General features: G+C 34.5%; 21 protein-coding genes. 13 read left to right on the forward strand and 8 right to left on the reverse strand.

The annotated features are described in order from the left end of the window. Positions 1–874 precede the first annotated feature (874 nt). The 8 genes from ACKX2A_RS13650 to ACKX2A_RS13685 all read right to left on the reverse strand — a co-directional run bounded on the left by ACKX2A_RS13650 (position 875) and on the right by ACKX2A_RS13685 (position 11,262). A complete protein-coding gene (locus ACKX2A_RS13650; RefSeq protein WP_415325320.1) occupies positions 875–1,846 on the reverse strand; it encodes a hypothetical protein in 972 nt (323 codons plus the stop codon). A 113-nt stretch (positions 1,847–1,959) separates the two neighbouring features. Continuing rightward, positions 1,960–4,686, reverse strand: a complete 2,727-nt coding sequence (locus ACKX2A_RS13655; RefSeq protein WP_415325321.1) for a hypothetical protein — start codon at positions 4,684–4,686, stop codon at positions 1,960–1,962. 143 nt (positions 4,687–4,829) lie between these two features. Then, positions 4,830–5,819 carry a hypothetical protein gene (locus ACKX2A_RS13660; RefSeq protein WP_415325322.1) on the reverse strand — a complete coding sequence of 330 codons (990 nt, stop codon included), beginning with the start codon at positions 5,817–5,819 and terminating at the stop codon, positions 4,830–4,832. Continuing rightward, positions 5,819–6,238, reverse strand: coding sequence for a hypothetical protein (locus tag ACKX2A_RS13665; RefSeq protein ID WP_415325323.1), 420 nt, complete (start codon positions 6,236–6,238; stop codon positions 5,819–5,821). Before ACKX2A_RS13665 ends, ACKX2A_RS13660 begins: the two co-directional genes overlap by 1 nt. Positions 6,239–6,580: 342 nt before the next feature. Then, positions 6,581–7,381, reverse strand: coding sequence for a hypothetical protein (locus tag ACKX2A_RS13670; protein ID WP_415325324.1), 801 nt, complete (start codon positions 7,379–7,381; stop codon positions 6,581–6,583). Between the two features lie 18 nt (positions 7,382–7,399). Continuing rightward, entirely contained in the window at positions 7,400–8,131 is a 732-nt protein-coding gene (locus ACKX2A_RS13675) for an MIP/aquaporin family protein (RefSeq protein ID WP_415325325.1), read from the reverse strand. A gap of 25 nt (positions 8,132–8,156) precedes the next feature. After that, positions 8,157–9,653 (reverse strand): glycerol kinase GlpK, encoded by a 1,497-nt coding sequence (gene glpK / locus ACKX2A_RS13680; RefSeq protein WP_415325326.1) that lies wholly within the window; start codon positions 9,651–9,653, stop codon positions 8,157–8,159. A 19-nt stretch (positions 9,654–9,672) separates the two neighbouring features. Beyond that, a complete protein-coding gene (locus tag ACKX2A_RS13685; RefSeq protein ID WP_415325327.1) occupies positions 9,673–11,262 on the reverse strand; it encodes a glycerol-3-phosphate dehydrogenase/oxidase in 1,590 nt (529 codons plus the stop codon). Positions 11,263–11,377: 115 nt separating this feature from the next. Between ACKX2A_RS13685 and ACKX2A_RS13690 the strand changes: the two genes are divergently transcribed. From ACKX2A_RS13690 to rplX, 13 genes are all read left to right on the forward strand, one after another. Next, positions 11,378–12,142, forward strand: a complete 765-nt coding sequence (locus tag ACKX2A_RS13690; protein WP_415329475.1) for a DeoR/GlpR family DNA-binding transcription regulator — start codon at positions 11,378–11,380, stop codon at positions 12,140–12,142. 251 nt (positions 12,143–12,393) lie between these two features. After that, positions 12,394–13,020, forward strand: a complete 627-nt coding sequence (gene rplC / locus ACKX2A_RS13695; protein WP_048504768.1) for a 50S ribosomal protein L3 — start codon at positions 12,394–12,396, stop codon at positions 13,018–13,020. Further along, entirely contained in the window at positions 13,011–13,640 is a 630-nt protein-coding gene (gene rplD, locus ACKX2A_RS13700; RefSeq protein WP_039364048.1) for a 50S ribosomal protein L4, read from the forward strand. Before rplC ends, rplD begins: the two co-directional genes overlap by 10 nt. Positions 13,641–13,643: 3 nt before the next feature. Next, on the forward strand, positions 13,644–13,934 hold the full coding sequence (rplW, locus tag ACKX2A_RS13705) for a 50S ribosomal protein L23 (RefSeq protein ID WP_415325328.1): 291 nt from the start codon (positions 13,644–13,646) through the stop codon (positions 13,932–13,934). A 22-nt stretch (positions 13,935–13,956) separates the two neighbouring features. Then, positions 13,957–14,778, forward strand: a complete 822-nt coding sequence (rplB, locus tag ACKX2A_RS13710) for a 50S ribosomal protein L2 (protein ID WP_072953574.1) — start codon at positions 13,957–13,959, stop codon at positions 14,776–14,778. A gap of 2 nt (positions 14,779–14,780) precedes the next feature. Next, positions 14,781–15,059, forward strand: coding sequence for a 30S ribosomal protein S19 (rpsS, locus tag ACKX2A_RS13715; RefSeq protein WP_002983209.1), 279 nt, complete (start codon positions 14,781–14,783; stop codon positions 15,057–15,059). A 2-nt stretch (positions 15,060–15,061) separates the two neighbouring features. Then, complete coding sequence (gene rplV, locus ACKX2A_RS13720) at positions 15,062–15,460, forward strand: 50S ribosomal protein L22 (RefSeq protein WP_415325329.1); 399 nt, start codon at positions 15,062–15,064, stop codon at positions 15,458–15,460. A 7-nt stretch (positions 15,461–15,467) separates the two neighbouring features. Then, positions 15,468–16,223 carry a 30S ribosomal protein S3 gene (gene rpsC / locus ACKX2A_RS13725; RefSeq protein ID WP_415325330.1) on the forward strand — a complete coding sequence of 252 codons (756 nt, stop codon included), beginning with the start codon at positions 15,468–15,470 and terminating at the stop codon, positions 16,221–16,223. Positions 16,224–16,320: 97 nt separating this feature from the next. Then, positions 16,321–16,746, forward strand: coding sequence for a 50S ribosomal protein L16 (gene rplP, locus ACKX2A_RS13730; RefSeq protein WP_002983219.1), 426 nt, complete (start codon positions 16,321–16,323; stop codon positions 16,744–16,746). Positions 16,747–16,758: 12 nt separating this feature from the next. Then, on the forward strand, positions 16,759–16,944 hold the full coding sequence (gene rpmC, locus ACKX2A_RS13735) for a 50S ribosomal protein L29 (RefSeq protein WP_415325331.1): 186 nt from the start codon (positions 16,759–16,761) through the stop codon (positions 16,942–16,944). Between the two features lie 12 nt (positions 16,945–16,956). Next, entirely contained in the window at positions 16,957–17,211 is a 255-nt protein-coding gene (gene rpsQ, locus ACKX2A_RS13740; RefSeq protein WP_034678021.1) for a 30S ribosomal protein S17, read from the forward strand. Between the two features lie 2 nt (positions 17,212–17,213). Continuing rightward, a complete protein-coding gene (gene rplN / locus ACKX2A_RS13745; RefSeq protein ID WP_007839504.1) occupies positions 17,214–17,582 on the forward strand; it encodes a 50S ribosomal protein L14 in 369 nt (122 codons plus the stop codon). Between the two features lie 20 nt (positions 17,583–17,602). Continuing rightward, positions 17,603–17,929: a 50S ribosomal protein L24 gene (gene rplX, locus ACKX2A_RS13750; RefSeq protein ID WP_233112238.1), complete on the forward strand. Its 327-nt coding sequence runs from the start codon at positions 17,603–17,605 to the stop codon at positions 17,927–17,929. Positions 17,930–17,931 lie beyond the last annotated feature (2 nt).

Raw genomic sequence — 17,931 nt, forward strand, 5'->3', positions numbered from 1 at the left:
CATAAACCCTTCTATTATAAGTACTGTCTTTATTAATTGTCAGGGTATCAAATGAATTTTTGTATGATATGGGCGAATATTTTCCATACACATCTTCACTAATAATATTTTGGCAAGAAAATAAAAGCAATAGTAAAATTAAACTAATGATTGTTTTCATATTACGTCGTTCCAGTTTTAATATGTAAAAAGCCAAAGAAAACTTCGCCGATGTTAGCCAATTATTTTATTTTTTTGAATATGAAATTATATACGTTATATACAATTTCTAAAGCATCTTTATTATTTTTTGGTTTTTCCCAATAACCGTTTGGTGAATTACCTACAAGAGGTTTGAGAATATCATCTCCGATTCATTGTGATCAGTAAATAACAAAAATTATTAAATGTAATGTGTCTTACATCTACTTCAATGGTTCCATTCGTTTCATATAACACTTGTCTTTTATCTTTAGAATAAACTTTATTGTTAAATGTAAAGTCTGAATTAATTAATAGCATTGAAGCCTATCCTGATGGAAATTCATATAAATATGTACTGGTTAAGTATTTTTTTGCATCTTTTTCACTGTAATAGTTACAGCTGAATAAACAGATAGAAAATAGTAGTATTAATGCAAACTTTACAAATGTATAATTTATTAAGTAATTATGTTTGATTTTCCTAAAAAGAAGTTCTATCATTATAGCTGAAGGCCCAAATTAGAATAATGACAGAAATAATTATAATACCCCATGAAAGGTTTCTTATTTCTTTTTTTCTCTCTACAAAAATCATCAAATGATAATTTTTTATCATTAAAAAAAGCATAAAGAATAATAGCTGATAGAATATCAACAGTATATCCGGCAAATATATCAAAAAATCCCATTTTTATTTTTTTTCGCTAATTGTATAATCTTTGTCTCTAGTAAATATTTCTTTACTTTTCAATAAAGGTAACATCTTTTTATTATATTGTTCAAATAATTCTTCTATTCTTCTATCAATTTGCCCTTGTAATGTTTTATTTTTATCATTAATTAATATTGGGCTTAGTAGGCCACCTAATCCTCCAAATCTTCCAAAATTAACGACTTTATTTAAAACTTGTTTTGCTAAAAAACTAGAAATAAAATAACCATTTTTCTTTATTAATTTAGCCATTTTTTGATCAAGTTCCATTTCTCCTGCTTTAATAAATTTATATGAATAATATTTATTTATCAAATTTTGTTTTGTCAACTCAATGAAATAGGGAGCCAAATCTATATTTACATTATATTCAACTCCTTTTAGGCTAATAATTAATTCTTCTTGAGTAAATTGACTATAAACAAAATCATTTGCATGGCCTTTTAAAAAATAGTTTCTGTCCGATTCAACGGCAATTTTTTGAGAAGTAGTTAAATTAGGTGGAGTAATCATTATGTTGCGTCCCAAGTTCCTTATTACTGCTTCTTCTTTGGTCAACATTGGAATATTCCAAAATATAAATGCGTCACGGGAGCTTGCAAACCATCCAACTTCACCAGTTAAAAGGTTCAAAAACCAACCTGATTTAGCATTTGGGTATACATTTTCCTTATTTTTGGAATTATTAAGACCTTCCGAAACATTAATGCCTGATTTCATATCATTATACTGTCGCATCTGATCAATACTCAAAGTCCTTATATAGTTTTTTTCAATCTCTTTAGTCTCAGGATGATTAATATTACCTGTTTTTGCTAAACTTTGTTGAAGTTTTTTATACATTTCATCTGCTCCTAGATCGTTAATAGATCGTGAGCCATGAGCGATCGGACGTTGTGCTTGCTGGTGTGGCTTGATGCCTTTTTCTACAGTGCCTGTTGTTGATTTCATATTTTTAGCTTCAAAATTCACTCTTTTTTACGAGAATACCTTATTTTTTGGGTAATGGTTTCTGTAGTTTCAACAAAGAGTTATAAAATAAGCCTCTCAGCCTATTTATTTAATTACTTCATAAAATAACTAAAATAAGAACAGCTTCCCATCAAACTTTTCGCCGTCTCAGTCTGTGCATACTGCGTTTTCAACATTGCAAAATACGTTCTGTATTTCTGATTTTTAATTTGATCCAATTGCTTCTGATAAGCATCCGTTTTCTCACTCCATTTCGGATCAGAATAGTCAACTTTTGAAGGATTTTTCGCTTCATATTGATAATATTTTCCTTGTTCTGCACTTGCCATCTGGAAAAGAATTCTTGCTTTTTGTTCTTTATCCGTCGAAAGGTCTAATGCTTTTTTATAATAATTAAGGGTAAGATCGAAATTATCAGGTTCAATATATGTTCGGTCAAGGAAGTTTTTATAATAATATTGATAAGGATTTTTCTTATCCGTACTCCAGAAATCGTATTTTCCACCGTTTGAATTATCCACATCCATCACGAAAATTTCTCTGTAATATCCCAAAATCGAAGTGTTGTACAAAACATTTCCGATTAGCTGATTGGCTTGAGCTGCTTTTGCATCTTTCCCATTTCCTGCTTGTTTAAGTTGAATTAAAGCATCCGCCAATTGAAGTTTATTCATATTCGGTTTAATGAAAGGGAAAAGCGAATAATTTTCATTTTCCATACTTTCATCGGCTGAACTTTGGTAGCTTTCCCAAACGTTGTGACCGAAAACTAAATCGGAAATATTATTGAAACCATCATAAATTTTTCCATCGTAAACCAACTTTTCATAATTTCCGGTTTGCGGATTGTATCGCTCATAGTTTGCTCTTGGAATTCCGGAGAATTGTTGTGCTTTTGCATAATACGATTTAGCTTTTTCAAAATCGGCTTGTCTCATGGCTCTGTCTCCGTAAATCAATGCAAAAAATGCATCAATATTTCCTACATTATTAATATTTTTCGCAATGATCTGTTGCTCGAATTGGGTCTTGTTTGGCTTTCTGTAAAAATCTTCCACACTTTTCACTAAACTGGAATTCGGATTGTACTGGAGATCAGAAAGTGTATTGTTCATCAGGAAAGATTTTCCGTCTTCACCCTGAAGGAAATAGCGGTTCGCCAAAACATCTTTCAGGAAGTCTTTTGTAGACGGAACTTCACCGTAATAATCATAGTTTGTTTCTGTGCTGTCTTTTTTCGGTTCGGGTTTGTCCACAAAATATTCAGCGTAATCTTTCATCAGATGATCTTCGTATTCTGCATCGATTTTGGGTTGAGAAACAATATCGTTCAGAATTTTCATTCTTTTAATTTGTTCTTGATACTCCGGATTTGTGGTTTTAATATCTGCTAAAATTTCTGTACTTGCTTTGTAATCTTTCTTTAAAAATTTCAAATAAGCATCTGCAATTTGCCAATATTCATCCTTAGATTTTTCTTTCGTTTTATTTGTAAATTTTTCTAAATCATCCAAAAAGTCCTTCGTTTTGTCATCATACCAATAATTGTTTTTGGTGAAAACAGGAATTCTGTCCGGATTATCCAGCAATTCATCATCACTTTGATCGGCTTTTGCTTCCGTCGAATTTTTATCTTTTTTACTGCTAAAAAGATTTTTAAAGAATCGGATAATTTTCTGCCAAATCGAAAGTTCTTCTTTTTTTGGTTCTGCTGCAGTTTCAGTTTTTGTTTGATCTGAATTTTTATTTGTTGAATTCTCAATCGTTGAATTCTCAATCGTTGAATTTCCATCGTTATTGCTGTAATAATAAATCGGAAGATAACTTCTTTCGAGTTCGTTGATGCTTCTTACAGCCATCACTTTCAGAATTTCTGAATCGGGGTTGATTTCAAACATTTTTTCCATAATCGGAATCGGGTTGTTGAAATCTTCATAGCCTAAAAGGAAATATGCCATATTTTTTTCGTTGTTCGTTCCAGCTCGTTTTAAAATATTATTAAAAGAAGCCGTATCCGAAAGTTTCATCGAAACGAAAGCTGATTCTTTACGACTTTTGCTGTTCATGAAAACCTGAAAGAAATTCCAGTTGGCATCACTTTTCATGTCTAAACCTCGTTGTGCCCCCGCTAATTGATCCAATGCCATGAAATAAGAAGCTCCTCTTAATTTGATCGGCTCAACATAAGTTTTAAAAGCCTGTAATGCAGTGTCATAGTTTCTTGTATAATGATTAAATCGAACCAGTTGATAACCGTATCGTTGCTTGATTTCAGGATTTTTTGCGGCGTTGTAAAGTGATGTTAATGCCGAAATTGTTTTATTATAATCAAGATTGGTTGCATTTTTATCGGTATTATTTTCTCTGTAATAAAAAGAATCCGTACTTTCTACATAATTGATTTTCATGTAAGGTTCTAAATATTTTGCTTCAATTAAATAATCGATCGCTTCATGATATTTAGAATAAAAACTAGAACCTAATTTTAGTAATAACTGATTCGTTGGTGTTCCTTTTTTTAATGCATTAAGATCATTAATATTCATTTTATTCACCAAAAAATCGGTTTCGGAGTAAGTTAGTTGATTTCCAAAGAATTTTTTCCAGGCATCAATATTTTCATCCGGAATTTGCGATGGTTTAAAATCCGAATAAAATCTCGAGGAATAACTGTGAAGAAACGGCAAGTACGATTTATCCTTAATAATACTTTGAGTAAACAAATTGAAGTACTCATAATCCGGATCAGACCACGCACAAGCGCTAGATTCGGTATAAAAAAGCGATAAAACCGCGAGTGAAAGTAGGTACTTTTTCATATTATAGATGGTGTTTTTTTGAGTTTATAGTTTTAATATTTAAGCAAGAAATTTAACGCAATCATCTGTGAAAATCTGTATGATCAGTGGTGAATAATATTTCGACAACAGATTTTTACTAATTCTCACAGATCTTTTTGTAATTAAAAATCAAAATTCTGTCCTGTAACAAATTTACTATCTAATTGATAATAAACGATATTGAAATGATTTATTTTTTTCTCCAGGAAATTAACAACATCCTGAAGCTGTTCGTCTGAAATGTCTTCAACCTTTATTCTGAAACCTTTATTCAGATAATGTCCGAAATAAAATCCGTCTTTCTGAACTTCAGCTTCTGTTTCTGAGATCTTTTTTAAATCTGGATTTTGTAAATCTTTTTTAGATAAAGCATTAATTAATTTATGTTTTCCCAAATGATTCGTCACAATTCCCCATGAATAAATCGGCAATGCGACTTCAATAGTTTTAATAGGATAATTTTCTAATTTTGAAAGATAACTCTTTAAAATATTCACTTCGAGAATTGAGTTTTTATCTGAATTTTCTAAAGGCGAAGAAGTAGAGTAGCACATCAAAAATACACGATCAACAGGCGGAATTCCCATTGTGTTTTTATCTTTCACCTGATGAAGACGAAGTGTACAAGTAATTGATTTTCCTGAAACTTCTTTTAATTTCTTTAAAAATTTAAAATAATCATCACGTGTTCCGGCCGTCCAATCGCAATCGATCTGGATTTCCTGATTGGCTTTTAATTGATGGAGAATAATTTTCCGTTGAATCAAATCATTGGTACGTTCTGCCAAAAGTTGTATTTCATCTTCGGTAATATTAATGAAAGAACGATTGGTAATAAAAACAGTCGGAACTATCTGCTTGTCTTTATCAAGATTGAAACTTTTATCTTTGGTAAAAACTCCTACAGGTTGAAACTTTCCATTAATTTTATCCACATCAAAAAATCTTGTGTATAAATAAGGATAGGTTGCTTTTTGTGAAGCTTCTTTTTCGGTTTTATCTAAAGCTAAATTGGTTTTCCAGTAATAGAAAGTATAGCGATGGCTTTGTTTTTTTTCACACGAGATGATGGAAAAAAAAATTAAAATAAGGAGTAATTTAAAATGCCTCATTACTCGTACAATTCACTTTCACAGGTGCATTTGGTATCCGGATCGGAGCTTTCTGCGACGGAACAACAGTCTGATGTCTTTTGAATGTTTCCGTTGTTGTCAGTAAGATAGATTTTATCTTTTTCAAGCTTAAGGTTAAAAGTCTCGTTAAAATTTTTAAAATGAACAGTCATCATTTTAGGATTGTATTTTCCTACATTAATGTTTTCAGAAGTTTCTGTTCCATCCGCTTGATTCACCTGAACATATCCCAAATAAACATCTCCATTTTTTTTAATGTCTACAAAATATGCCGGAGTTCCGCTTCCACTGAAGCCCTCGACAATATTAAAAGACCTTTTCCCGACAAATGGTACTTTGGTCTGAGCAAAGGACAAGGTCGTGATGCAGAGAATCAACAAATAAAAAAGCTTTTTCATAATTAAAAATTTTCTCAAAATTAAAAATATCTCAGCAAAAATTAAACCGTAAAATTACGGTGATTGCTTTTGGAGTGGGTTGTTTGATTTACTTAATACTCTTTGTCTTACTTTTATAAACGAAGTGCCATAGTTTATCTTTAAAAAAGTTAGAAGTTTAAAAAACTTTGTTTCACTTTGCGATAAAATTAAACGCAAAGGAAGACAAAGAGAAATCATTTTAGTTTAATTTTTAGATAAACAAAGGCGTTTCACTTATTTTCGAAAAACAAGGTTTTATTTAATAAAAACAAAAAACCACCTCAAAAAGAGATGGTTTATAAATGACTAACAATTTTTAAATTAAAATACTGTAGCTGCTAATTGTATTCTCGCGAATTTATTCGACGGATTCCACATTGCCATCATCGAAACAGGTAAGCTGTAATGATCTGTTATTTTTACAGTTTTAGTAGCTTTTACTCCAACGTTTACAATATCGAAGCTGTTGGTTCCGTTTCCGTAAAGGAATCTTTTATCATTTAAGGCAAAACCTGCTCCGACAAATGCATCAAGATTCACTTTTTTATCTTTAATCACAGGATAGCTCGCCTGAACATAGGTCGAATATTTATTCTTTTCATACGTTCCATCATCTTCTAAAACGACCTCTCCTGCATTGGCTCCACCGTACAGCATAATGTCTGCTTCAATATTTAAAGGAAAAGAAGGTCCAAAAGTATAATTGGTTCTTAAATCAATAATATGCGCTGTTCTTCTGTTGGAATAATTAAAAATATCATCCGAAGCAACTGCCGTATTGATGTTTCTTGAATTAAATAAATCCCACAAACCGATGTACAAACGGCCATTGGAATACTGAACATAATAATTGATTTCTTTGTAATGCGTATCATCTTTGTCATCCGCTAAAGCTGAAGCACCCCAGATTCCAACTTTCCATTTTTTGTCTTTATCTAAAGCGTAAGAAAGATTTCCCATCACGACAGGTTTATCCGTAATAATCAAACCTCTCCAAAGGTGATTATTTTGAATATTCGCTGTGAAATCCAACCGGCTATCTTCTTTTTCTTCCGTATTTTCTTGGGCAAAAAGATTCCCTGTGCCTAGTAAAACCAGGCATATATAAAAGAGTTTTTTCATTGTGTAAACTTTCTGTGGTTAACTTAATGCTACATGCAATAACGCCGCAAGAGCCGCTCCGATGATTGGTCCTGCAATAGGAATCCATGCGTAACCCCAATCACTGCTTCCTTTGACGGGAAGAATAGCGTGCATAATTCTTGGTCCAAGATCTCTCGCCGGATTAATGGCATAACCTGTAGTTCCGCCCAGAGACAAACCAATTGCCCATACTAAAAAAGTAACAGGTAAAGCTCCGATGGTTCCTAAACCGATTTTTGCACTGGGATCATTATGTACATTAAGATTTGGATCTGTAAAGTGGAAAATCACAAAGACCAAAACGAAAGTTCCGATAATTTCACTGATGATATTTGAAATAGGTTTTCTTATTGCGGGACCTGTACTGAAACACGCCAATTTTGCCCCTTCGTCTTCTGTAACTGCAAAATGATCTTTATGAAACAGCCAAACCAGAAAAGCTCCTAACATTGCACCGATCATTTCTCCAGCGATGTAAGTTGGAACTAAATCCCATGAAAATTTTCCTGCAAAGGCCAAACCTAAAGTCACTGCAGGATTGAGATGAGCACCGCTGACCGGTCCTGCAACCGTCACGCCCACGAAAACGGCCAAAGCCCAAGCTGTGGTAATCACGATCCATCCGGAATTACTTCCTTTGGTATCTTTCAAAACAACGTTGGCCACCACGCCGTTACCTAAAAGGATCATCAGCATCGTGCCGATAATTTCTGCTACAAATGGAGTCATAGTTTTAATTTTGTTTTAAATGGGTTTAATCTTCGATCCAGTTTTGAGAACGCTGAACCGCCTTGTTCCAAGTGTTGACCATTTTATCCACTTTTTCTCTTTCCAGTTGTGGATGGAAATCTTTATCAACGATCCATTGAGACTGGATTTCATCAATGCTTTTCCAATATCCAACGGCAAGTCCTGCAAGATAGGCTGCCCCTAAAGCTGTCGTTTCCAAAGTTTTTGGTCTTGTAATTTTAAATCCGAAAATATCAGACTGAATCTGCATTAAAATATCACTTGCAGAAGCGCCGCCGTCAACTCTTAATTCCAAGCTTTCTGTTCCTGAGTCGGCTTCCATTGCTTTAACAATATCATACACCTGAAAAGCAATTCCTTCTAATGTTGCTCTTGCGATGTGTCCGTTTGTTGTTCCACGGGTTACCCCAACGATGGTTCCACGAGCGTACTGATCCCAATGAGGAGCGCCTAAACCTGTAAGAGCGGGAACAAAATAAACACCGCCGTTATCTTCAACAGATTGTGCTAAAGTATTCACTTCTTCCGCAGAATGAATTAATTTTAAACCATCTCTCAACCATTGAATGGCTGCCCCTCCAACGAAAACACTTCCTTCCAAAGCATAGTTTACTTCTCCATTAATTTTCCATGCAACAGTTGTTAATAAGTTATTTTTTGATGCAACGGCTTCGGTTCCTGTATTCATTAAAAGGAAGCATCCGGTTCCGTAAGTGTTTTTTACCATTCCCGGAGTGGTACACATTTGTCCGAAAAGTGCTGCCTGCTGATCTCCCGCAATTCCTGCAATCGGAATTTTTGTGGAAAATAAAGTAGTGGCAGTTTCTCCGTAGATTTCACTACTTTGTTTTACTTCCGGTAGAATAGCTCTTGGAATATTAAATAATTCTAATAAATCATTATCCCATTCCAAAGTATGGATATTCAAAAGCATGGTTCTGCTTGCATTCGAAACATCAGTGATGAACATCTTTCCGCGTGTTAGTTTCCAAACTAGGAAAGTATCAACCGTTCCGAAACATAGTTTTCCTGCCTCTGCTTTTTGTCTTGCACCTTCTACGTTGTCTAAAATCCATTTTAGTTTTGTTGCTGAGAAATAAGCATCCAATACAAGACCTGTTTTTTCTTTAATCGTTTCAGCATGACCTTGTTCTTTTAATTCGTCGCAGTATTTAGACGTTCTTCTGTCTTGCCAAACAATTGCGTTGTAAACAGGTTCTCCTGTTTCTTTATCCCAGACGACGGTCGTTTCACGCTGATTAGTGATCCCGATTGCGGCAACTTCTCTTCCGGAAATTCCGGCTTTGGCAATAACTTCCGCCGCTACGGAAACCTGAGAAGACCAAATTTCATTAGGATCATGCTCTACCCAACCCGGGGTAGGAAATATCTGTTCAAAACTCTTCTGAGAAACAAATTCTATTTCTCCGCTGTGATTGAATAAAATGGCTCTTGACGAAGTCGTACCTTGGTCCAGAGCGAGAATTAACTTTTCACTCATGCTGTGATAGTAATTAAGGTTAGATGGATCTTGGAGAATAAGGAGTCAATAAGTATCCTTTCGCCAATTCGATAAACTCTCTTTCCTGTTCATTTGCCCATTCTTCAGAATGTCCGTTTTCTTTTGCAATAATTGCGGCGATCTTATGCGCACTGTCGATTGCTGCTCTTGCATCTAAAAATAAAAGTCGGACTCTTCGTGCTAAAATATCTTCAATGGTTTGTGCCATTTCGCTTCGTATAGCCCAAATTGCTTCTGCGACTGTAAATGGATGATCAGGATGTATTTTTTCTGAAAACTCAGGATTGTTTTGCTGTAATTTTTTGATTTCCGGAATGTCTGCTCCGTAAACATATAAATGATTGGTTCTGTCCACCGTTTCAGGTTTCACATTTCCATGAATCGAAAGATGTTCTGTTTTGGAAGTGGTGGTTCCTAGTTTATGAACTTTCATTGCTTCATCAATAGTGTCTTCTGCCATTTTTCGGTAAGTCGTCCATTTTCCACCGATGATGGAAACTAATCCAGTATCGGATGTTACGACTTTGTGACTTCTCGAAACTTCTTTCGTGCTTTTGCTTCCGTCTTTTGGAGCGGCAAGAGGCCGAAGTCCTGCGAAAACAGATTTTACATCTTCACGCGTTGGCTTTTTAGCTAAATATTGTCTTGCGGTATTTAAGACAAATTTAATTTCATCTTCTAAAGCTCTCGGTTCGAAACTTTCGCTTTCCAATAAAGTATCGGTTGTTCCAACCAAAGCGCGGTCGTGCCATGGAACGACAAACAAAACTCTTCCGTCTGATGTTTTTGGAATCATGATCGCGTCATCACTTTTTAAGAAAGATTTATCCAAAACCAAATGAATTCCCTGACTTGGAACAACGAATTTTCCATGTTTTGGGTTATTCATATTTAATATATCGTTCGTGAAAACTCCGGTTGCATTAATGACCACTTTCGCTTTGATTTCGAATTGCTCTTTCGTGAACTGATCTTCTGCAATAACTCCGATGATTTTATTGAAATCATTTTTAATTAAATTAATAACTTTAACATAATTAACGGCTGTTCCGCCTTTTTCAATAATCGTTTGAGTTAAATTAATTGCCAGTCTAGCATCATCAAACTGCCCGTCCTGATAAACAACTCCACTTGCCAAACCTTTTTGTTCGATAGTAGGAAGTTTTTCAACGGTTTTTGATTTGCTGATGTATTTTGTTCTTCCTAAACTTAGCTTTCCGGCAAGAAAATCATAAACCGAAAGTCCTATTTTATAATAAATTCCTCCCCACCAAGTATAATTCGGAATGATAAAAGATTGATTTTTAACAACATGTGCTGCATTTTTCGCAAGCAATCCTCTTTCTTTCAATGCTTCTTTTACCAAACCGATGTCTCCCTGTGCCAAATATCGTACTCCACCATGCACTAGCTTAGTACTTCTGCTGGAAGTCGCTTTCGCGAAATCGTGAGATTCCAACAGTAACGTTTTAAATCCCCTGCTTACTGCATCCAATGCCGAACCTAAACCGCTCGCTCCTCCACCGATAATCAGGAAGTCCCATTCTTTTACCGTGGTTATTTTGCTGAGTTCTTCGTTTCGTTTCATAATATTTCGTTATGTTTCGTTTTCAAAGTTAAAAATTAAAAACGAAACTAAAAAGAAAATAAATGAAATTTTTCGAATCAAAATAAAATTGGTATTTTTGATGAAACGAAACGAAATGGAAAAATTATTGCCGAGACATAATGATATACTGAAGGAACTGGATGAAAAGGATCATGTATTGGTGCAGGATTTATGTGATAAGTTTAATGTTTCATCGGTTACGATCCGAAAGGATTTAAATTATCTTGAAAGTTTAGGATTGCTTTTTCGTAATCACGGTGGTGCAAGTAAACATGTAAGATATGCCTATGAAAAGAATGTTGATGAAAAAGAAAACATTAATGTAGAAGCGAAACAAAACATTGCGAAAGCGGCTTTGTCTTTAATTCAGGAAAATGACTGTATTATTATGGCTTCCGGAACGACGATGCATTATTTGGCGAGAATGCTGAATAGCTTCGGTTCTTTGACGGTTTTAACGTCTTCTTTGCGTGTTGCAATAGAGCTTTGCAATAATCCTAATATTAATATTATACAATTGGGAGGCGAGGTAAGGAAAAGCTCGACTTCGATTGTGGGTTCCATTTCTGAAGGTATTTTAAAACAATTTTCATGTAATAAACTATTTCTTGGTGTAGACGGAATCGATATGGATTTCGGCATTAGTACTTCAAACGCTGCGGAAGCACATTTAAATCAATTGATGATCGAGTGTTCCGACAAGGTTGTTATTCTTGCAGACTCTTCTAAATTAAATAAAAAAGGCTTCGGTAAAATTGCCGATCTTGATAAAATAGATTATCTCATCACAGATAAGGATATTTTAGAAGAAGACAAAAATAATCTCGAAGAAATTGGAGTGAGTGTAATTGTTAAATAAAAATCAACTCATTTTTAAATTTTTCATAATTCAAAAATTTTTTCTCTGAAATTCGACTCAGATTTTTCCAAAATGATCTAATTGATTAAAAATCAAAATATTTTACCTTAAATATTTGTCAGTTATAAAATTATTCATAAATTTGCACACTCATTTTAGGGGCGTAGTATGCCTATATTCAAAAGTAGAAATTACTTCAGACCTCCGAAAGTGGTGATAAATAAAGGATAAATTTTATTATAACATAAACAATGTCAGGTATTATTGGTAAAAAAATCGGTATGACTTCTTTGTTTGACGAAGCAGGGAAAAATATTCCTTGTACAGTTATTCAAGCTGGTCCGTGCTCGGTTTTACAGGTCAGAACCATTGAAAAAGACGGTTACAAGTCAGTTCAATTAGGTTTCGATGACAAGAGTGAGAAGAACGTTGGTAAAGCGTTAGCTGGTCATTTCAAAAAGGCTGGTTCTGCTCCTAAAGCTAAATTGGTAGAATTCTACAGAGAATTCGTTGATGAAGTAAAAGTAGGAGAAGAAGTAAAGGTTGATCTATTCGCTGAAGGTGAATATGTAGACGTAACAGGAACTTCAAAAGGTAAAGGCTTCCAGGGTGTTGTTAAAAGACACGGATTTGGAGGTGTAATGCAGGCAACTCATGGTCAGCACAACAGACTTAGAGCTCCAGGTTCTATCGGTGCTGGATCTGACCCTTCAAGAGTATTCAAAGGGATGAGAATGGCTGGAAGAATGGGAGGTAAGCAGGTAACTGTTCAAAACCTTCAGGTATTAAAAGTGGATCAAGAACAAAATCTTTTAGTAGTAAAAGGTGCTGTTCCGGGAGCTAAAAATTCTTATGTAATTATCAGAAAATGGAACTAGTAGTATTAAATACATCAGGAAAAGAGACCGGAAGAAAAGTAACTCTAGACGAAACAGTATTCGGAATTGAGCCAAATCAGCACGCGGTTTACTTAGAAGTTAAACAGTACCTTGCAGCACAAAGACAAGGAACTCATAAAGCAAAAGAAAGAAGCGAAATTACTGCTTCTACTAAAAAACTTAAGAAGCAAAAAGGATCTGGTTCTGCTAGATATGGTGATATTAAATCTCCAACTTTCAGAGGTGGAGGTAGAGTATTCGGACCTAAACCAAGAGACTACAGATTCAAATTGAACAAAGCTCTTAAGAGATTAGCTAAAAAATCTGTTTTATCTCAAAAATTGAGAGATAACAGTATTAAAGTATTAGAGGCTTTCAATTTCGAAACTCCTAAAACTAAAGAGTTTATCAACATCAATAACGCTTTAGGATTCGAAGGTAAAAAATCTCTTTACATCTTAGATGAAGCAAACAAAAATGTTTATTTATCTTCAAGAAACCTACCTAAGACTAAAGTTCTTACTTACAATGAAATTAGCTCTTATGACCTAATCAATGCAGGTGAGATCGTATTCTTAGAAGGTGCTATCGAGAAATTCCAAGAAAATTTAAAGAAATAAGTCATGTCTATTATTATTAAACCAGTTATCTCAGAAAAGGCTAATTACCTTACAGATTTAAGAGGTTCTTATTCTTTCTTAGTAAATCCTAAGGCGAATAAAATCCAGATTAAAAATGCTGTAGAAGCAGCTTATGGTGTAAAAGTAGCAGACGTTAATACAATGATTTATGCTCCGAAGGTTTCTTCGAAATACACTAAAAAAGGTCTTCAAGTAGGAAAGACAAACAAATTGAAAAAAGCGGTAATTAAACTTGTTGAAGGTGAAGTTATCGATATTTTTGCTGTAAATTAATTATTAATTATAAATAATAGTAATGTCTGTTAGAAAATTAAAACCTATCACCCCGGGACAGAGATTCAGAATTGTAAACAATTTTGAGGAAATTACTACTAACAAACCAGAGAAATCTCTAACAGTTGGTATTAAAAAGTCAGGTGGACGTAACCAAACAGGTAAAATGACCATGCGTTACACCGGAGGTGGACACAAAAAGAAATACAGAATTATTGACTTCAAAAGAAACAAAGCAAACGTTGAAGCAACTGTAAAATCTGTAGAATACGATCCAAACAGAACTGCATTTATCGCTTTATTAGAGTATGCTGATGGAGAGAAGAGATACATCATCGCTCCAAACGGTATCAAAGTAGATCAAAAAGTAGTATCAGGTGAAAGCGTAGAACCAAACGTAGGTAACGCAATGAAATTGAAAAATATTCCATTGGGTACTGTAATTTCTTGTGTTGAAATGAAGCCTGGTCAAGGTGCAATTTTAGCAAGAAGTGCTGGTTCTTCAGCTCAACTTACATCAAGAGACGGAAAATATGCAATCATTAAACTGCCTTCAGGAGAATCTAGAATGATCCTTACTGAATGTATGGCAATGATTGGTTCAGTTTCTAACTCAGATCACCAATTAACTGTATCAGGTAAAGCTGGTAGAAGCAGATGGTTAGGTAGAAGACCAAGAACAAGAGCGGTTGTAATGAACCCTGTAGATCACCCAATGGGTGGTGGTGAAGGACGTTCTTCTGGAGGTCACCCAAGATCTAGAAACGGTAAACCATCTAAAGGTTACAAAACTAGAAAGAAAAACAAAGTGTCTAACCGTTACATCGTATCTAAAAGAAAATAATTATGGCAAGATCACTTAAGAAAGGACCGTTCATTCATCATACTTTAGATAAGAAGGTTCAGGCAAATATAGAGTCTGGTAAGAAGACAGTTATCAAAACTTGGTCTAGAGCATCTATGATCTCTCCGGACTTCGTAGGACAAACTATTGCAGTACACAACGGGAAATCTTTTATCCCAGTTTACGTTACAGAAAACATGGTTGGTCACAAGTTAGGCGAATTTTCTCCAACAAGATCTTTCAGAGGTCATGGTGGTAACAAAAACAAAGGAAGCAGATAATCATGGGATCTAGAAAACAAGATAGTTCAATCGCAAGAAAAGAAGCTAACAAGGACGTTGTTAAGGCTTCATTAAATAATTGCCCGTCTTCTCCAAGAAAAATGAGATTAGTTGCTGATATCATTAGAGGAGAGCAGGTAGACAAAGCTCTTTATATCCTTAAATATTCTAAGAAGGACGCTTCTAACAAGTTAGAAAAATTACTTCTTTCTGCTATGGCAAACTGGCAGGTGAAAAATGAAGGTGCGGATATTGAAGAAGCAAACCTTATCATTAAAGAAATCTTCGTGGATAGCGCAAGACAATTGAAGAGACTAAGACCAGCTCCGCAAGGTAGAGGGTATAGAATCAGAAAAAGATCTAACCACGTTACATTAATCTTAGGTAATAAAGAAAATTAATCAAGGTATGGGACAGAAGACAAATCCAATTGGTAATAGATTAGGTATCATCAGAGGATGGGATTCTAACTGGTTTGGTGGAAACGATTATGGAGACAGAATCGCGGAAGACTACAAAATCAGAAGATACCTTGAGGCTAGATTATCTAAAGGTGGGATTTCAAAAATTTATATTGAAAGAACATTAAAATTAGTTACAGTAACAATTACTACTGCTAGACCGGGACTTATCATCGGTAAAGGAGGTCAGGAAGTTGATAAATTGAAAGAAGAGTTGAAGAAATTGACTAAAAAGGATATTCAAATCAACATCTTCGAAATCAAAAGACCTGAGCTAGATGCAGTATTAGTTGCTGATAGCATTGCTAAGCAAATCGAAAACAGAATCTCTTACAGAAGAGCTGTAAAGATGGCGATGGCAGGTACAATGAGAATGGGTGCTGAAGGTATCAAAGTTCAAATCTCTGGTAGATTGAACGGAGCTGAAATGGCAAGATCAGAATCTTTCAAAGAAGGAAGAATTCCATTGTCTACTTTCAGAGCAGATATCGATTACCACATCGGTGAAGCACTTACTCAGTACGGAAAGCTAGGTGTAAAAGTTTGGATCATGAAAGGTGAAGTTTACGGTAAAAGAGAACTTTCTCCACTAGTGGGACAACAGAAAAAAGGAGGTCAGTCAGACAGAAGAGATAACAGAGGAGGAGACAGAGACAACAGAAGACCTAGAAAGAACAATAACAATAATAACAATAATAATTAAAAATTTTAGATAGAAATTTTGAATTTTAAATTACCGTTACTTTTTTAAAATAAAAAAAATCTAAAATCTAAAATCTAAAATCTAAAATTTAGAAATTATGTTACAACCAAAAAGAACCAAGTTCCGTAGAGTTCATAAGATGAAAATGAAGGGGAATGCCCAAAGAGGTAGTCAACTTGCTTATGGAACTTTCGGAATCAAGGCGACAGAAGGTGCTTGGATCACTGCAAGACAAATTGAAGCTGCTCGTATCGCTGCGACAAGATATATGAAGAGAGAAGGTCAACTATGGATCAAAATCTTCCCGGATAAGCCAATTACTAAAAAACCAGCGGAAGTACGTATGGGTAAAGGTAAAGGTGCTGTGGAATATTGGGTAGCTGTAGTAAAACCAGGTAAAATTATGTTCGAAGTAGGAGGTGTTCCTTACGAAGTAGCGAAAGAAGCTCTTAGACTTGCTGCACAGAAATTACCAGTAGTTACAAAATTCATCGTTGCAAACGACTTTGTTAAACCTCTATAATCTTTGAATACAATGAAAAAAGCTGATATTAAAAATTTAAGCGCAGGGGATCTTCAAGCTCAATTAGCTGATGCAAAAGCTCAATATTCTAAAATGAAATTGGCTCACAAAATCAGCCCTCTTGAAAACCCAATTCAAATCAGAGATTTGAGAAAGACAATCGCAAGATTAAATACTGAGTTAACTAACAAACAATAATTTCATTTTACAATGGATAGAAATTTAAGAAAAGAAAGAATCGGAGTGGTTTCCAGCAATAAAATGGAAAAAACTATTGTTGTTAGTGAAACTACAAGAGTAAAACACCCGATGTACGGTAAATTCGTTTTGAAAACGAAAAAATATACTGCACATGACGAGAACAACGAGTGCAACGAAGGAGATACAGTTTTAATTTCTGAAACTAGACCTTTGAGCAAGAGCAAGAGATGGAGATTAGTAAGAATCATTGAAAAAGCTAAGTAATAATGTTACAAACAGAATCAAGATTAAAAGTTGCTGATAACACAGGTGCGAAAGAAGTACTAGTTATTAGAGTTCTGGGAGGAACCAGAAGAAGATATGCTTCAGTTGGTGATAAAATCGTTGTTACGATCAAAGATTCTACACCATCAGGAAACGCTAAAAAAGGTCAGGTATCTAAAGCTGTAGTAGTAAGAACTAAAAAAGCAGTAAGAAGAAAAGATGGTTCATACATCAAATTCGAAGACAATGCTTGTGTATTACTAAACGCAGCGGGAGAAATGAGAGGAACTCGTGTTTTCGGACCAGTTGCTCGTGAGTTGAGAGACAAAGAATATATGAAAATCATTTCATTAGCTCCTGAAGTACTTTAATATTTAAAATTTTAAAAAAAATGTCAAAGTTAAAAATAAAAAGAGGAGATAACGTAATCGTAACTACTGGTAAGAAAGGTCTTAAAGGTGGTACTGGTGAAGTTATTGAAGTGATCAAAAAAGAAGGAAAAGACCCTAGAGTTGTGGTTGCAGGACTTAACATCATCAAAAAGCACGTTAAGCCTTCAGCTTCAAATCCTCAAGGAGGAATCGTTGAAAGAGAAGCTTCTATTCATATCTCAAACGTAGCTTTAGTTGGTAAAGACGGAAAAGCTATCAAAATCGGTTACAAAATCGAAGGAGATAAAAAAGTAAGAATCAACAAAAAAACGGGTGAAACTTTATAATT

The organism is Chryseobacterium sp. MMS23-Vi53 (assembly GCF_047651245.1).
Classification (GTDB): domain Bacteria; phylum Bacteroidota; class Bacteroidia; order Flavobacteriales; family Weeksellaceae; genus Chryseobacterium.

Excerpts from the sequence above, each read along its gene's own strand:
- rplX (WP_233112238.1), top strand. The coding sequence starts at position 17,603 with ATGTCAAAGTTAAAAATAAAAAGAGGAGATAACGTAATCGTAACTACT.
- rplB (WP_072953574.1), top strand. The coding sequence starts at position 13,957 with ATGTCTGTTAGAAAATTAAAACCTATCACCCCGGGACAGAGATTCAGA.
- rplV (WP_415325329.1), top strand. The coding sequence starts at position 15,062 with ATGGGATCTAGAAAACAAGATAGTTCAATCGCAAGAAAAGAAGCTAAC.
- ACKX2A_RS13675 (WP_415325325.1), bottom strand. The coding sequence starts at position 8,131 with ATGACTCCATTTGTAGCAGAAATTATCGGCACGATGCTGATGATCCTT.
- ACKX2A_RS13650 (WP_415325320.1), bottom strand. The coding sequence starts at position 1,846 with ATGAAATCAACAACAGGCACTGTAGAAAAAGGCATCAAGCCACACCAG.
- rpsC (WP_415325330.1), top strand. The coding sequence starts at position 15,468 with ATGGGACAGAAGACAAATCCAATTGGTAATAGATTAGGTATCATCAGA.
- rpsQ (WP_034678021.1), top strand. The coding sequence starts at position 16,957 with ATGGATAGAAATTTAAGAAAAGAAAGAATCGGAGTGGTTTCCAGCAAT.
- rplD (WP_039364048.1), top strand. The coding sequence starts at position 13,011 with ATGGAACTAGTAGTATTAAATACATCAGGAAAAGAGACCGGAAGAAAA.
- ACKX2A_RS13685 (WP_415325327.1), bottom strand. The coding sequence starts at position 11,262 with ATGAAACGAAACGAAGAACTCAGCAAAATAACCACGGTAAAAGAATGG.
- ACKX2A_RS13670 (WP_415325324.1), bottom strand. The coding sequence starts at position 7,381 with ATGAAAAAACTCTTTTATATATGCCTGGTTTTACTAGGCACAGGGAAT.
- ACKX2A_RS13665 (WP_415325323.1), bottom strand. The coding sequence starts at position 6,238 with ATGAAAAAGCTTTTTTATTTGTTGATTCTCTGCATCACGACCTTGTCC.
- ACKX2A_RS13655 (WP_415325321.1), bottom strand. The coding sequence starts at position 4,686 with ATGAAAAAGTACCTACTTTCACTCGCGGTTTTATCGCTTTTTTATACC.
- rpmC (WP_415325331.1), top strand. The coding sequence starts at position 16,759 with ATGAAAAAAGCTGATATTAAAAATTTAAGCGCAGGGGATCTTCAAGCT.
- ACKX2A_RS13660 (WP_415325322.1), bottom strand. The coding sequence starts at position 5,819 with ATGAGGCATTTTAAATTACTCCTTATTTTAATTTTTTTTTCCATCATC.
- rpsS (WP_002983209.1), top strand. The coding sequence starts at position 14,781 with ATGGCAAGATCACTTAAGAAAGGACCGTTCATTCATCATACTTTAGAT.
- rplC (WP_048504768.1), top strand. The coding sequence starts at position 12,394 with ATGTCAGGTATTATTGGTAAAAAAATCGGTATGACTTCTTTGTTTGAC.
- glpK (WP_415325326.1), bottom strand. The coding sequence starts at position 9,653 with ATGAGTGAAAAGTTAATTCTCGCTCTGGACCAAGGTACGACTTCGTCA.
- rplP (WP_002983219.1), top strand. The coding sequence starts at position 16,321 with ATGTTACAACCAAAAAGAACCAAGTTCCGTAGAGTTCATAAGATGAAA.
- rplW (WP_415325328.1), top strand. The coding sequence starts at position 13,644 with ATGTCTATTATTATTAAACCAGTTATCTCAGAAAAGGCTAATTACCTT.
- ACKX2A_RS13690 (WP_415329475.1), top strand. The coding sequence starts at position 11,378 with ATGGAAAAATTATTGCCGAGACATAATGATATACTGAAGGAACTGGAT.
- rplN (WP_007839504.1), top strand. The coding sequence starts at position 17,214 with ATGTTACAAACAGAATCAAGATTAAAAGTTGCTGATAACACAGGTGCG.